The organism is Bradyrhizobium sp. WSM4874, assembly GCF_055811835.1.
In genome coordinates this window covers 1-13,058 of sequence record NZ_JBVVPR010000006.1, presented here as the reverse complement: position 1 = coordinate 13,058, position 13,058 = coordinate 1, and the positions used below count along the sequence as shown (strand labels likewise).

Sequence of the window (13,058 nt, the reverse complement as noted above, 5' to 3'; positions counted from 1 at the left end):
GGGCGCCCCGCGCCCCCCCCCCCTTTTTCTTGCTCTCCCTCCCCGTGGCTTCCCCGCCCCCCGCCCCCTCTCCCAACACCCCCCCCCGCCCCCCGCCCCCCCCCCCCCCCCCCGTTTCCATGAAGCGGTACTGGCTCGACCTCTTCTAGCAGTGGCTGTCGCGCAGCTGCTCGAGCCCTTCACCTGCGAACGGCAGGTTTCTGTCCGGCTGCTGCTCAGAAACTGGTTGCCGCGGGGCGGGCCGTTCGATCTCGCGCGCGGGCTGATCGAATCTGCTCTCTTGTTCCATCTCGCCTTCCTCTCGAATGTTGCAGTACAACATCGAGAGCGCCGCGAAGTTCCTCAGCCGATGGCGCGATGATGCGGCTTGAACAGCCGTCCCCTCTCCACCACCAGCACGATCGCGAGCGCGGCGAGTGACGACACGAAGAAACCGATCGAAAACGGCAGCAACGTGCCATCGAAGCTTTGTCCGATCGCCATGCCGACGGCGATGCCGATCAGCGTGGTGATCGAGCCGTAGAGCGAGGACGCAGTGCCGGCGATGTGGCCCTGCGGCTCCATGGCGAGTGCGGTGAAGTTGGCAACCATCATGCCGAACGAGAACATCATGAGTGCCGAGAGCACCATGAACAGGGGAAGCGGCAACGCGCCGAGGCTTTCGGTCAGCAGCATCACGCCCGCCACCGCGGTGTAGAGTGTCAGCGCGCCGTGCGAGATCACGCGCATGCCGAGGGTCCCGACGAATCTTGCATTGAGGAAGCCGGCAATGGCGGTGCCGGCCGCGATCGCGGCGAAGGCGAGCGGAAAATAATGGCCGAGATGATAGATGCCGACAAAAACTTGCTGAGCCGAAAACACGTAGGCGAACAGCGCGCCCATGACGCTACCGGCGGCGAGCGCGTAGCCGAGGGTTTGGCGATGGGTCACGGTCTGCCAATAGGCCGTGAGCACGTCGGCCGGCGCAAGTGACCTGCGTTCGCTCTCAGGCAAGGTCTCCGGAAGCCGCAGCACGGACCATGCAAGCGCGAGCAGACCGTAGAGCATCAGCACGACGAAGATGCCGCGCCATTGCGTCACCAGCAGCACCGCCTGTCCGAACGAGGGGGCGATCACGGGCACGGCGATGAAAATCATCATCGCAAGCGACATCACGCTCGCCATGCGGCGGCCGACGTAACAGTCGCGCACGATCGAGGTCGCGATCACGCGCGTCGCCGAGGTGCCGAAGCCCTGCAGTGCGCGTGCCAGCAGCAGCGTTTCGAACGACGGCGCGGCAATCGCCAGCACGCTCGCCACGGCATAGACCGCCATCCCGCCGAGCAGCACCGGGCGGCGGCCGAAGCGATCCGACAGCGGACCCATGACGAACTGCCCCGCCCCAAAGCCGATCAGGAAGGTCGACAGCACAAGCTGAAGATGGTTGGCGACGGGGATATTGAAGGCCGACCCGATATTGGGCAGCGCCGGGAGCATCATGTCCATCGCAAGCGGATTCAGCGCCATGATCGACGCGATCACGATAACGAATTCGGGGAAACCCATCGGTCGGTGTCCCGTGGACACCCAATCGTCGGCATTGACGTCGGACAAGAAGCTCACCTCTGATTTGAGGCCCTTGTCTACCTCCGATGCTGCGTTGCACAAGCGATGTTTCGGGATGGCTGGCAGGCGGTACAGGAGCGGACAGAAATGATGAGGTATCAGTGCTCGCGGCCGCGGCCTTGGGGGGCATCCGCGCAGCGCTCGTGGTGCGGGCAGCCGGAATCGAACCGGCACAGTGCTTGCGCACTGAGGGATTTTAAGTCCCTTGCGTCTACCAATTCCGCCATGCCCGCTTGATCCAACGAGATCAGTCACTTAAGTCCCTTACCGGCGGTCTGGAATTGGCATTTGCAGGCCGGAAGGGCGGTTCTTCCTTAGGCGAGCCGGCGGCACAAGGCAAAGCCTCAATCCGGACATCTGTTGTTGCTTTAGGCATTCTCAATCGACGGGGACTATTCATCCGACATGGCCGCCTTGATCCAATATCGCCTGCGCACGTGCTGCGTGGCCGTCGCGCTGCTCGCGGCCGGCTTCGTGCTGTCCGGCTGCGCAGGCATGAGCGAGACCGTCGCCCCGGCATTTGCCGATCCCGCCAGGTACGAATTGTACGATTGCAAGCAGCTCGAGGGCGAGCGCAAGTCACTCGCCAACCGAACCGGTGATTTGCAGAGACTGATGGACAAGGCACAGACCGGCGCGGGCGGCGCCGTCGTGTCGGAGCTTGCCTATCGCAACGAATACATCGCGGTACGCGGGCAGGCGCAGATGGCCGATGACGCTTGGAGCCGCAACAAGTGCCGGGAAACGCCGCCCGAGGCGACGCCGGCCGCCAATCCTGGCCCGATCAAGCCTGGCCCGAAATCGACACGAGCAGTGCGCTGAAACCAGCGCCTCGCATCAGGGCCGCCAACCGTAGATCCAGTCCTGCCGTGCCAGCATGCGTTCCGGGCCGAGCGCGCGGACCGCAAGATCGCGTGCGTAGGCCAGCGGCCCAGTGAAATGATAGATGCGGCCCTGCTGCCGCGCGGTCCGCTGCACCCGCCGCACGCGCGCCTGACGCATACGGCCGTATTGTTTCAGCGCAGCTGTGATGCCCGCCGTGCTCTCGGCGATCTCAAGACTCAAATGCTGCGCGAGCACCGCGGCATCCTCGATCGCCATGCCGGCGCCCTGGGCTGCAAACGGCAGCATCGCATGCACGGCGTCGCCGAGCAGGGCGACCGGGCCCTTGCTCCAGGGGCAGTCGTCGGGCACGCCGAACAGCGCCCATTTCCGCCAGCTATCGACCGTGGCGAGCATCATGCGCGCCGCTGGCGGCCAGCTCGGCGCGGCGAAGGCGTCCATCACCTCGCGGGGATCGCCGGGCGTGCTCCAGCCCGGTCTGTTCCAGGTGCCCGGCAGCACCGCGACCACGTTGATCTGGCGTCCGCCCGCGATCGGGTAGGCGACGAGATGGGCATTCGGGCCCATCCAGAGCTGGACCCGGCGCGCGGTGTAGTCCTTCGGCAGTTGCGTCGCATCGAGCGTGCCGCGCCAGGCGATCAGCCCGGAAAAGCGCGGCTGCACCTCGGGAAACAGATGCTGGCGCACCGTCGACCAGATGCCGTCGGCGCCGATCAGCGCACTGGCGAGATCGCTGCGCCGGATCGTGCCGCTGCGATGGACGACCGTCAGCCCCTTGGCGTGAGGCGCGACGTCTTCGAAGGTCGCACCAAGTTTCAGGTCGATATCGGGATGGTCGGAGACTGCGCCAGCGAGGGCGGATTGCAAATCGGCGCGGTGCACCACCCAATAGGGGGCGCCGGCGCGCGCGGCGGCGGCTTCTCCCAGCGGCATGCGCAATAGCTCGCCGCCGGCCCGCGCGCTCATGATCGAGACCGCCTCCGGGATCACGGCGCGCAGCTTGAGGCGCTCGGTGAGGCCGAGCTCGACCAGCACGCGGCTGGCATTGGGAGAGAGTTGCAGACCGGCGCCGACTTCCTCGAGCCGCTCGGCCTTTTCCAGTACCACGATGCGGAAGCCGCGGGCCGCGAGCGCAAGCGCAGCCGTCAGTCCACCTATGCCGGCACCGGCGATGACAATCGTTCGGGAGAGCGCCACCCCTGGCCGATGGAAGCGGTCAGGCCACCTTGTCCTTCAGGACGCATTCCGGCGGACGGGCTTCGCCCGCCTTCAGGTCGGCGGCGAAACGGTACAGCGTCGAGCAGTAGGGGCAGATGATCTCGTTGTCATTGCCGAGGTCGAGGAAGACGTGCGGATGATCGAACGGAGGGTTGGCGCCCACGCACATGAACTCTTGCGAGCCGATCTCGATGACGGGGACACCGGCATCGTTGTGGAAGTGCGGGACGACATGGTCGGACATCGTACTCATCCTGGAGTGGCAATGGCGGCAGACACAATCACGACTGACGCGGCATTATTAAGGCGCCGCGGACCATACTGGCGGGTACAGATGATTGCTAGTCCAGCGGAACCGAAAGCTCCGCAATGCCCCATGCTCATTTGCTCATGCAAATTCGACACAATCTTGCGGCCTGAGAGAAGCCCTTCTTTCGTCGGGGACGTTGTGTCGCAATTTTGGCATACTATGTCTGTGGACGAGCGTAATTGCGACGAAAGACGAACCGTCAGACGTCAACGATCTCAGGACCGTCCAGGCTCTCCGCATGAAGTGGTTGCGAATCAGCACAGCGTTGACCGGTATCGTGGCTTGCGGCTTTATGCTCGCGCAGGTAGCATCGCATGCCCGCGAGGCCGGCGCGATTCTGGCCGCCCAGGACGATCCCGCCGCGCTCTCCGAGATTAAGCTCGACGCGCTGCTGCGGCACAACGACCGCCTGATTCAGGACAACATCGAGGCCGCGCTCGGATCGGGCGATGCCGATCTCGCCGACAGTTTTGTCGCGTTGGCGCGCGACCGCAACATCGCGCTGCCTGACGACCTCCTGAGCCGTGTCAGCGACGCAGTCAAAGCCGAAAACTCCACCTCACATTTCGCAAAACGGTTTGCCGCCGGCCTCGTCACCGGCAGCGCGGACGATGTTGCGAGCCTGTCGGGAACCGTGGCCGGCGATCTCTTCGTCATCGGCGACATCAGGGACATCGTGCGCGAGGGCAAGCACCTCGCCATGGGCGAGGAGACCGATCGCCTGGTGCTGGGCCTTGCGGCCGCGGGTCTCGCGGTCACGGCCGTGACCTACGTCTCCGTCGGTGGTGCCGCGCCGGTTCGTGCCGGGCTGACGCTGGTGAAGGACGCGCGCAAGGTGGGCCGGCTGGGCGAGGGACTGGCGGCCTGGGCCGGCCGGTCCGCGCGCGAGGTCGTCGATACGCCGATGCTGCAGAACGCGGTTGCCTCCGGCTCCGTGCTGCGGCCGGGCCAAACGTTGAGCGCAATCAAGGCCGCGTTCCGCGCCGAGAAGGCTGGCGCCCTGGTTCGGCTTGGCAAGGATGTCACGCGCGTGGTCGAGAAGACCGGCACGCGCGGCGCGATGGATAGCTTGCGCATCGCCGAAGGTCCGAAGGACGTCGCACGCGTGGTGCGGCTCGCGGAAGTGCAGGGCGGCAAGACGCGCGCGATCCTGAAGCTGCTCGGCCGCGGCGCGTTGCTGCTGATCGGCGGTGCGTTCAATCTTGCACTCTGGCTGTTCGGTGCAGCCCTGACGCTGTTCGGCCTGTTGTCTTCGATCAAGGCGACCACGGAGCGCCTGACCCAGGCCTGGTGCGATCGCAGACGGGCGCGGCGACTTCGCCAGGCCCGGATCTCCGCCGAAGCCGTTCTGGCACGCGCTGCCGTCTCGGCCTAAGGTACCTCTTCACCTCAAGATTTGCGGAACTGATGATGCCGAGCTTTCACAACGGCGCCGTTGAAATTGCCTATCTCGACGAAGGCGAGGGCGATCCGATCATCCTGGTGCACGGCTTTGCCTCCAGCAAGAACGTGAACTGGGTCTATCCGACCTGGGTCTCGGAGTTGCGCAAGAACGGCCGCCGCGTCATTGCGCTCGACAATCGCGGCCATGGCGAAAGCGACAAGCTCTACGAGCCCGCGCAGTACTCGATCCCGACCATGGCCGGCGACGTGCTCGCGCTGATGGATCACCTCGCCATCCCGCAGGCCGATCTCATGGGCTATTCGATGGGCGGACGGATGACGGCCTGGCTCTCCCTCAAGGAGCCGCAGCGCCTGCGTTCGGCAATCCTCGGCGGCATCGGCATCGGCGGCCTGATCGAGGGCACCGGCCCCGGCGAGAACGTCGCGAAGGCGCTGGAAGCGCCCTCGCTCGACGACGTCTCCGATCCCGTCGGACGCACGTTTCGCGCATTTGCAGACCAAACCCGTTCCGACCGCAAGGCGCTGGCCGCCTGCCTGCGCGGCACGCGCGATCTCATGACGAAGGACGAAGCCGCGCGCATCGACGTGCCCGTGCTGATCGCGGTCGGCAGCAGCGACGACGTCGCGGGTTCGGCCAGCGCACTCGGCGCCATCATCCCGGGTTCGGAAGTGCTCGACATTCCGAATCGCGACCACATGCGGGCGGTCGGCGACAAGGTCTACAAATCAGGCGTGCTCGATTTCCTGTCACGCCGCGGCTGAGGTCTCGTCCGCCGCCTCGTCGCCGAACGCCCGCGCCAGCGCCATCAGCACCGTGAAGGTCGCAACCCACACCATTCGCGCGCCGTAGCGATCATGGGGGCCGGAGATGACGGCGCAGATGAAAGCGTTGCCGAGCAGCGCCAGAGTCACCGTCGCCGCCAGCAGCGTCAGGTCGTCAACCCGGCGGTTCGCGAGCGCATGGGCGAGCAGCGCGACCAGCGCCAGCATCGAGGCCAGCGCGACGGGCACGTGCAGCCAGTTGATGGTGTCGAAATCGAGAGCCCAGTGCTGCTGGCGCGCGGCGCGCATCGGCGCTGCCTGTGAGGGGATATAGCGTTCGATGATGCCGCGGGTGTGCGGGATCCAGCCATTGGTGCCTTCGCCGGTCGCGACATGCAGCAATTGCTGGCCCATCGCTCGCAACGCCGCGCCGGCCTGCCAGGCCGGATAGTCGGCGAGCGAACCCACGACGATGGTGCCCATCTCGTCGTTCATGCCTTCGAAGCGGCCGAGCGTGTTGAACATGCTCTTGCCCCACAGAAATTCGTCGGCGGTCGCCGGCAATTGGTCGCGATAGGGGCAGAGCTTGAGCTTTTCGCGCGGGCAATGGTCATTGAGATAGTGCGCAACGATGCCGTCCTGCATCATGCGGCCGAAGGCGACGCCGGTGCCGCCGGGCGTCCAGGCCCATTTGCCCGACAAGGCATGGTTCGCCGATACCAGCATCAGGCCGCCGGCGACGATGGTGAGGCTCGCTTGAGCCAATCCGGCGATCGGAAGCCGGCGCCCCAGCAACGGCCGCGCCATCCAGCCGGCGACGCAGAGACCGAGCAGCACGCCGAGCGTGGCGCTGTGGGTCGCGGCGGCAAAGGCCGTGAAGACGAACAGCGAGATTTTTTCGAGCACCGAGGTCCGCTGCCCACCGATGACCAGCAGGAATAGCGACAGCACCGACAGGCCTGCAAAAATGTCGGTGAGCAACATGCTCGCAAGCCAGGGCAGCGCAGTCGACAGGATCAAGAGCACGCTGATCGCGACGAAGCGGAATGTCTGCATCATCGAGAGCACGCGCAAGGTGAGCTGCAACAGCCACAGCGTCGCCAGCGACTGGACCGCGAGGTTGATCCAGAAACCAGAATTCTCGCCATAGTGCAGATAGATGCCGAACACGGTGGAGCGGCTCGGGACGAGATAGCCCTCGTACCAGCGCGCCAGATAGCCTCCGGTATCCCATTGCAACAGCGGATAGCCGTTCCAGAACGCCGGCGCGATCATCAGGAGCGGCAGGGCGACCGCGGCGAGCCGCAGCCAAAGTGAGCCCACGGCGCCCGCGCGCGCATGATCGGTGGTGATGGTCAAATCCGCTCCGTCCTCACTCGGACCATGCCTGCAATAACGGTTGATGCGGAATTCACCAATAGTTTGACGCCGCCCGGCTTGAATTTGGCAAAACCCTGACCATTTTGAGCCGACCTCGCGGCCCGGGGTGTCGGGAGAAACTGTTGTGATTCAACGCGTTGGCATGCCCTGGCGGGACAACGCACTGTTCACTCTCAGGCAAGCCCGTCAGGACTTTGTCGCCTAGACTGTGTTATAGAACCAACGAAACGAGCCAATTCGAAAGAGCAGATCTCATGGCAGTGCATCAGGTCAATCCGGGAGGAAAGCTCGCAACGCTTGATCCGATCTGGGATCGGATCCGCGGCGAGGCGGAGGACATCGTCCATCGCGAGCCGGAGCTTGCGACCTTCATCTATTCGACGGTGCTGCATCACAGCCGCCTGGAAGATGCGGTGATTCATCGTGTCGCCGATCGGCTCGATCACTCCGCGCTGTCGGGCGATCTCGTGCGCCAGACCTATGACGAGGCGTTGCGCGACGATCCCGATCTCGGCAACGCCTTCCGCGCCGATCTCGTCGCTGTCTACGACCGCGACCCCGCGACCTCGCGCTTCATCGACCCGTTGCTCTATTTCAAGGGCTTCCACGCCATCCAGACCCACCGCCTAGCGCATTGGCTCTATCTGAAGGGCCGCAAGGATTTTGCGTATTATCTGCAGAGCCGGGCGTCTGCAGTATTCCAGACCGACATCAATCCCGCCGCGCGCATCGGCCGCGGCATCTTCCTCGATCACGCCACCGGCTTCGTCTGCGGTGAGACGGCACTTATCGAGGACGACGTCTCGATCCTGCATGGGGTCACGCTCGGCGGCACCGGCAAGGAGAACGAGGACCGTCATCCGAAAATCCGTCACGGTGTCCTGATCGGTGCCGGCGCGAAGATCCTCGGCAATATCGAGATCGGTCATTGCGCGCGCATCGCGGCGGGGTCGGTCGTGGTCAAGCCCGTGCCGCACAACGTGACGGTCGCAGGCGTGCCCGCCAAGGTCGTCGGCGAAGCCGGCTGCGCCGAGCCGTCGCGCACCATGGATCAGATGATCAACGCCATGGGACTTTGAGATGGGTCTCTAAGACGGGACATTGAGCTCGTCGGAAGGGCGGGTTTTCGACCCCTTTCGTCGCCAAAATTCTTTGGCAATTCATGCTGGCGGTTGGTCGCGTCTCGTCCTAAAACCCGCGCAACCCAGATTTCGATTGGAGACTTGCCGTGGACGTCAAGGAAGTTAGGAAGCTCGACGCGTACCTGAAGCGCGTATTCGGCAATCCCAAGATCCGCGTCGTGCCGCGGCCGAAGAAGGATGATTCCGCCGAGGTCTATATCGGCGAGGAATTCATCGGCGTGCTCTTCGTCGACGACGAGGACGATGATCGCTCGTTCCAGTTCCAGATGGCGATCCTCGAGGACGATCTCGTCGATCAGGAGTGATGCGACCCTATGGTGAGGCGGAACTTCCCGCCCTCACCATTTAGTGTCTGAACGCCGCGGTGCGATCGGCCGGCGCTCCTCCCACATTCCATCCATGCGAACAGTCCTGATCTCCGGGGCGGGGATTGCCGGGCCGACGCTTGCGTACTGGCTGCGTGCTGGAGGCTACGAGCCGACGCTGGTTGAACGCGCGCCCGCGCTTCGTCGTGGCGGCTACGTGATCGATTTCTGGGGACTGGGCTACGACATCGCCGAGCGGATGGGGCTGTTGCCGGCGATCGAAAGCGCCGGCTATCGCGTCAGGGAAATGCGGATCGTCGACGATCGCGGCCGGCGTATCGCCGGATTTGGTACGAACGTCCTCGACGATCTCACAGGCGGGCGTTACGTGACTCTGGCACGAAGCGATCTGTCGCGCCTGCTATATGGTACGGTCCGCGATGGTGTTGAAACGATCTTCGATGAGGAGATCGTTGGCCTGCAGCAGCAGCCTGAATGGGTGGACGTCCAGTTGCGGCGCGGCGGGAGCCGACGTTTCGATCTTGTCGTCGGTGCTGACGGCCTGCATTCGCAGGTGCGCAGCCTTGCGTTCTGCTCCATCGGGACGTTCGAAAGAAATCTCGGCTATGGCGTCGCGGCATTCGAAACCCGCGGCTATCGTCGTCGCGACGAGAATGTGTATCTGATGCACAACCGGCCGGGCCGGATGATTGGCCGTTTCGCGCTGTGCGATGATCGCACCTTGTTCCTCTTCGTGTTTCGCGGCGATGCAGGCGGGCCTGCCGCAAAGGCACAGCTGCGTGATCTCTATCGCGACGCCGGCTGGGAATGCCCAGACATTCTGAACGAACTCGAGCGCGCAGACGATTTGTATTGCGACCGGGTCAGCCAGATCAGGATGGACGGCTGGTCGCGAGGCCGCGTCGCGCTGATTGGAGACGCTGCGTTCTGCGTCTCGCTCGTCGCCGGGCAGGGCTCGGCTCTGGCCATGATCTCTGCCTATGTGCTTGCGGGAGAACTCGCACGCGCCGACGGGCGCCACGAGGAAGCATTCAGCGCCTATGAGACCCGCCTTCGCAGCTATATCGGCGCCAAGCAGCGCGGAGCGGAGCGCTTCGCCGCGGCATTTGCGCCGCGGACGTCATGGGGATTGTGGTTTCGCAATCAGGTCGTGAAGGCGTTCTCGTTGCCGGGCGCGGCGAGACTCGCCATCGGTCGAGACCTTGCCGACAAGCTGGATCTGCCGACTTATCGCTGGCGCGATCACAAGGAGATCGGCGTTTGAATTGCCTGCGGCATTGAATTTTTTCGAAAGAGACGAATTGTCGGAGGGGGCGAGTTTTCCCAAAGCCGGCTTCGAAAATACGACGTCATGCCAGGCACTTGGCTACTGTGCATGGGGTTGTTTTCGCAGTTTTTGTTTTGGAGGCTCGGGGCCGCTTACCCCTTTGGTCCCCGCAACTGCGCGGTCAGCTTCTCCATCGCTTCCGCCGCATCGCGCCATTGCGACAGCCAGCTCCGCGGAAAGCGGAAAGTGAGGTCGGCGCCGCCGACGCGTCGTTCGGCGAGGCACATGCCGGGCGTCGCTCCATCGCGGGTGCAGCGCGCGGTCAGCGCGGGACTTGCGGCAGAATAGAGATCCTCGCTGGCGTAAGGCGTGTCGGCGCGGAACATCCGCATCGTCAGCCCGTCCTGGGGCATTGCCGCGGCCTGGTCGAGATAGCGCGGATAGATCGTGGCCGTGCGCTGCTCGGGCGAGAGCGCATCGCGATGCGCGGCGATCGACAGGAAGATGCGGTCGATCGGCTGCATCGCCGCGTCCACGCTGTCGGCGGTGACGTGCTTCGGCGCGCCCGGCGGCTCCAGCGAAGGGTACAGGAAGTCGAGGTCGATCCGCTCCTGCGGCCCGGAGTGGCGCTGGATCTTCATGCGGATCGCGTTGGTCGGCAGGTTGAACAGCGTGCCACCGACGCTCACCGGCAGCTTGTCCGGGGCGCTCGCGCCGCTCGGGCCCCAAGTCGGCCACAACAAATAGGCGACGAGCGCGACGGCACACACCGCGGCAATGCCGCCGAGTACGATCGGGACCACGTGGGCCCGGGTGCGCGTCCGGGGGGACTGAGGGGAGATTGCCGAAAACAGTGTCATGAGCCGCGCGAATGAGCCGGAAGTCGGCCGATGGCCGACGAATCAGCGGCGAATATGCCACGTGGCGGCGATTTCGCGGAGCGTTCACCGGCTGCAGGGAAGGGAGAGAGGCCTGCGTGGAACGGCCGGCGGCGTTAACCTTCCCTTAAGGATAATGTAGCGTTAACCGGCACTCTTTGTCACAGGAAGGCTCTGGCGTTGCGTAAGGGCGGACCGTTCCGATGACACCTGAAGCTCTCAATACATTCTTCTCGATAGGCATCGGTTTCGCGCTCGCGGGGGCGCTCGTGAGCGGATACCAGACGGTCGCACAGCGGCCCGCCGGCTTCGGTCTGTTGCAGGACGGCGTGGCGCCGAAGACCTTCGCGGCGGTTCCGTTTCTGGTGTTCGCGGCGCCCTTCATCATCATGCGCAACACCCTGCGCGGCAGGCAGCTGGAGAGCCGTCGCGTCGAATTCGTGATGATGGCGACCGTCATCGCCGGCTTCTGGAGCATGATGAGCGGCACCTTCTTCCTGATGACGCTCCGCGCGGCCGGCGTTCTGGTCTGATGAGCGCTGTAGGGTCGCCTGCGCGGCGGCCCTTTGCGTCGAGGCTGCCGTTTCGCTATGGCTGGGGTTGACGCGACAGGAGACCCTCATGGCGATCTACGAGCTCGACGGGCAGGCGCCCGATCTTCCCGCCGACGGCAACTACTTCATCGCGGAGACCGCCACCGTGATCGGCCGCGTGCGCTTGAAGCCAGGCGCGAGCGTCTGGTTCGGCGCGGTGCTGCGCGGCGACAATGAGTGGATCGAGATCTGCGAGGGGTCCAACGTGCAGGACGGCTCGACCTGCCACACCGATCTCGGTTTTCCGCTTCACATCGGCAGGAACTGTACGGTCGGCCACAACGTCATCCTGCACGGCTGCACGATCGAGGAGGGCGCTCTCGTCGGCATGGGCTCCATCGTGATGAACGGCGCCAGGATCGGCCGCAACAGCATCGTTGGCGCCGGCTCCGTCATCACCGAGGGCAAGGAGTTCCCCGAACGGTCCCTGATCATCGGTTCGCCGGCGCGGGTGATCCGCACGCTCGACGACGCCCAGGTGCAGAAGATGGGCAGCGCGGCGAAGTTCTACGTCGCGAACGGCCCGCGCTTCACGAAAGGCCTCAAGCGGATCGGGTGAGCTCAGTTTCCCTCGGACTCGCGCGCTTCTATTGCGGTTGCGACCTTCTCGTGCCCCGCGGACCAAAGGGCATGCTCGTCGCTGCCGTCTTGGTACGGATTGGCTTCCGCCGGAATGTTTTGACGCGCCGCGCGTTCGCCTTCTGCAAAAGCATCGCGATCGTTCATCGTGACTGCGCCTTTCTGTTTCCGGAGCCTTCCCGGTTTCAAGCTGATGCGACGGCATTTGTTCCGGAACCGGTCATTGCTGCGGCGGTTGACCGGCGAAGGAGAATTTAAATGGCCGCATTGCCCACAACCCGTTCAATCAAGACCGTGATCCTGGTCTTCGCCCTTGCCGCGATGCCGGCCGTATCGTTCGCGCAAGCCACCGGCGGCTCTGCGGGATCGGCCGGAGGTGTGGCCAACTCTCCGGCTCCCGCGCCTGGCACCAACAGTCTGGGTACGGCCCAATCGTCCGGTGCGAATGCACCCGGCGCCACCACCGGGACCGGTGCAGGCGGGAGCACTGATGCCGCCGTCAACGCCGAGAACCGGCTCCTCGACAAGAAGCTCAAGAGCATCTGCCGCGGCTGCTGATGCTCGCGCGGAAGTGAGGCAGCGTGGCTGTCCCGAATGCCCAGCGGACGCTAGCTTGGTCCTGCTTTGAGCGTGGAGCGTGTCCACGCGGAGGATCGAGTGATGTTACGCAGGATGATGATGGCGGCGCTGGCCGTCGCGGCAATCGGGCTGTCGGCCCCACAGGCGGCCCAGGCGCGGGGCGGTTTCGGCC

16 protein-coding genes and 1 tRNA gene are annotated in these 13,058 nt (G+C 64.7%); 9 read left to right on the top strand and 8 right to left on the bottom strand.

Annotated features, from left to right (window positions below; all coding sequences use genetic code 11):
- Positions 1-145 precede the first annotated feature (145 nt).
- The 3 genes from AC0L3P_RS08105 to AC0L3P_RS08095 form a co-directional block, all read right to left on the bottom strand.
- Positions 146-289: a hypothetical protein gene (locus AC0L3P_RS08105; protein WP_354058453.1), complete on the bottom strand. Its 144-nt coding sequence runs from the start codon at positions 287-289 to the stop codon at positions 146-148.
- Between the two features lie 53 nt (positions 290-342).
- Positions 343-1,593, bottom strand: coding sequence for a multidrug effflux MFS transporter (locus tag AC0L3P_RS08100; protein ID WP_473301533.1), 1,251 nt, complete (start codon positions 1,591-1,593; stop codon positions 343-345).
- A gap of 156 nt (positions 1,594-1,749) precedes the next feature.
- A tRNA-Leu gene (locus AC0L3P_RS08095) sits at positions 1,750-1,838 on the bottom strand.
- 172 nt (positions 1,839-2,010) lie between these two features.
- Here AC0L3P_RS08095 and AC0L3P_RS08090 point away from each other — a divergent pair.
- Positions 2,011-2,427: a twin-arginine translocation pathway signal gene (locus tag AC0L3P_RS08090; RefSeq protein WP_473301532.1), complete on the top strand. Its 417-nt coding sequence runs from the start codon at positions 2,011-2,013 to the stop codon at positions 2,425-2,427.
- 15 nt (positions 2,428-2,442) lie between these two features.
- Here the strand turns inward: AC0L3P_RS08090 and AC0L3P_RS08085 are convergent, their stop codons facing one another.
- Positions 2,443-3,645, bottom strand: a complete 1,203-nt coding sequence (locus tag AC0L3P_RS08085) for an FAD-dependent monooxygenase (RefSeq protein ID WP_275170181.1) — start codon at positions 3,643-3,645, stop codon at positions 2,443-2,445.
- Between the two features lie 19 nt (positions 3,646-3,664).
- On the bottom strand, positions 3,665-3,910 hold the full coding sequence (locus AC0L3P_RS08080; protein WP_007602543.1) for a zinc-finger domain-containing protein: 246 nt from the start codon (positions 3,908-3,910) through the stop codon (positions 3,665-3,667).
- 304 nt (positions 3,911-4,214) lie between these two features.
- Between AC0L3P_RS08080 and AC0L3P_RS08075 the strand changes: the two genes are divergently transcribed.
- Positions 4,215-5,351: a hypothetical protein gene (locus AC0L3P_RS08075; protein ID WP_473301531.1), complete on the top strand. Its 1,137-nt coding sequence runs from the start codon at positions 4,215-4,217 to the stop codon at positions 5,349-5,351.
- A 35-nt stretch (positions 5,352-5,386) separates the two neighbouring features.
- The gene (locus AC0L3P_RS08070) at positions 5,387-6,142 is read left to right on the top strand and encodes an alpha/beta fold hydrolase (protein ID WP_473301530.1); all 756 of its coding nucleotides are present in this window, start codon (positions 5,387-5,389) and stop codon (positions 6,140-6,142) included.
- Here the strand turns inward: AC0L3P_RS08070 and AC0L3P_RS08065 are convergent.
- Positions 6,128-7,501, bottom strand: coding sequence for a hypothetical protein (locus AC0L3P_RS08065; protein WP_473301529.1), 1,374 nt, complete (start codon positions 7,499-7,501; stop codon positions 6,128-6,130). The genes AC0L3P_RS08070 and AC0L3P_RS08065 overlap by 15 nt on opposite strands.
- A 275-nt stretch (positions 7,502-7,776) precedes the next feature.
- On the opposite strand from AC0L3P_RS08065, the gene cysE reads away from it, so the two are divergent.
- The 3 genes from cysE to AC0L3P_RS08050 all read left to right on the top strand — a co-directional run bounded on the left by cysE (position 7,777) and on the right by AC0L3P_RS08050 (position 10,254).
- Positions 7,777-8,601: a serine O-acetyltransferase gene (gene cysE, locus AC0L3P_RS08060; protein WP_007602549.1), complete on the top strand. Its 825-nt coding sequence runs from the start codon at positions 7,777-7,779 to the stop codon at positions 8,599-8,601.
- 149 nt (positions 8,602-8,750) lie between these two features.
- Positions 8,751-8,969, top strand: a complete 219-nt coding sequence (locus tag AC0L3P_RS08055; protein ID WP_007602550.1) for a DUF3126 family protein — start codon at positions 8,751-8,753, stop codon at positions 8,967-8,969.
- A 94-nt stretch (positions 8,970-9,063) separates the two neighbouring features.
- Positions 9,064-10,254, top strand: a complete 1,191-nt coding sequence (locus AC0L3P_RS08050) for an FAD-binding domain (protein ID WP_473301528.1) — start codon at positions 9,064-9,066, stop codon at positions 10,252-10,254.
- 155 nt (positions 10,255-10,409) lie between these two features.
- Here the strand turns inward: AC0L3P_RS08050 and AC0L3P_RS08045 are convergent, their stop codons facing one another.
- Complete coding sequence (locus AC0L3P_RS08045) at positions 10,410-11,117, bottom strand: hypothetical protein (protein WP_473301527.1); 708 nt, start codon at positions 11,115-11,117, stop codon at positions 10,410-10,412.
- A 221-nt stretch (positions 11,118-11,338) separates the two neighbouring features.
- Here AC0L3P_RS08045 and AC0L3P_RS08040 point away from each other — a divergent pair, with 221 nt between their 5' ends.
- Together AC0L3P_RS08040 and AC0L3P_RS08035 are read left to right on the top strand one after the other, a co-directional pair.
- Complete coding sequence (locus AC0L3P_RS08040; protein ID WP_007611845.1) at positions 11,339-11,668, top strand: DUF6949 family protein; 330 nt, start codon at positions 11,339-11,341, stop codon at positions 11,666-11,668.
- 88 nt (positions 11,669-11,756) lie between these two features.
- A complete protein-coding gene (locus AC0L3P_RS08035; protein ID WP_473301526.1) occupies positions 11,757-12,287 on the top strand; it encodes a gamma carbonic anhydrase family protein in 531 nt (176 codons plus the stop codon).
- 2 nt (positions 12,288-12,289) lie between these two features.
- Here AC0L3P_RS08035 and AC0L3P_RS08030 read toward each other — a convergent pair whose 3' ends face one another.
- Positions 12,290-12,454, bottom strand: coding sequence for a ribosome modulation factor (locus AC0L3P_RS08030; RefSeq protein WP_275170187.1), 165 nt, complete (start codon positions 12,452-12,454; stop codon positions 12,290-12,292).
- A 111-nt stretch (positions 12,455-12,565) separates the two neighbouring features.
- Between AC0L3P_RS08030 and AC0L3P_RS08025 the strand changes: the two genes are divergently transcribed.
- Positions 12,566-12,865: a hypothetical protein gene (locus tag AC0L3P_RS08025; protein WP_473301525.1), complete on the top strand. Its 300-nt coding sequence runs from the start codon at positions 12,566-12,568 to the stop codon at positions 12,863-12,865.
- Positions 12,866-13,058 lie beyond the last annotated feature (193 nt).

Excerpts from the sequence above, each read along its gene's own strand:
- AC0L3P_RS08105 (WP_354058453.1), bottom strand. The coding sequence starts at position 289 with ATGGAACAAGAGAGCAGATTCGATCAGCCCGCGCGCGAGATCGAACGG.
- AC0L3P_RS08090 (WP_473301532.1), top strand. The coding sequence starts at position 2,011 with ATGGCCGCCTTGATCCAATATCGCCTGCGCACGTGCTGCGTGGCCGTC.
- AC0L3P_RS08080 (WP_007602543.1), bottom strand. The coding sequence starts at position 3,910 with ATGTCCGACCATGTCGTCCCGCACTTCCACAACGATGCCGGTGTCCCC.
- AC0L3P_RS08075 (WP_473301531.1), top strand. The coding sequence starts at position 4,215 with ATGAAGTGGTTGCGAATCAGCACAGCGTTGACCGGTATCGTGGCTTGC.
- AC0L3P_RS08070 (WP_473301530.1), top strand. The coding sequence starts at position 5,387 with ATGCCGAGCTTTCACAACGGCGCCGTTGAAATTGCCTATCTCGACGAA.
- cysE (WP_007602549.1), top strand. The coding sequence starts at position 7,777 with ATGGCAGTGCATCAGGTCAATCCGGGAGGAAAGCTCGCAACGCTTGAT.
- AC0L3P_RS08050 (WP_473301528.1), top strand. The coding sequence starts at position 9,064 with ATGCGAACAGTCCTGATCTCCGGGGCGGGGATTGCCGGGCCGACGCTT.
- AC0L3P_RS08045 (WP_473301527.1), bottom strand. The coding sequence starts at position 11,117 with ATGACACTGTTTTCGGCAATCTCCCCTCAGTCCCCCCGGACGCGCACC.
- AC0L3P_RS08040 (WP_007611845.1), top strand. The coding sequence starts at position 11,339 with ATGACACCTGAAGCTCTCAATACATTCTTCTCGATAGGCATCGGTTTC.
- AC0L3P_RS08035 (WP_473301526.1), top strand. The coding sequence starts at position 11,757 with ATGGCGATCTACGAGCTCGACGGGCAGGCGCCCGATCTTCCCGCCGAC.
- AC0L3P_RS08030 (WP_275170187.1), bottom strand. The coding sequence starts at position 12,454 with ATGAACGATCGCGATGCTTTTGCAGAAGGCGAACGCGCGGCGCGTCAA.
- AC0L3P_RS08025 (WP_473301525.1), top strand. The coding sequence starts at position 12,566 with ATGGCCGCATTGCCCACAACCCGTTCAATCAAGACCGTGATCCTGGTC.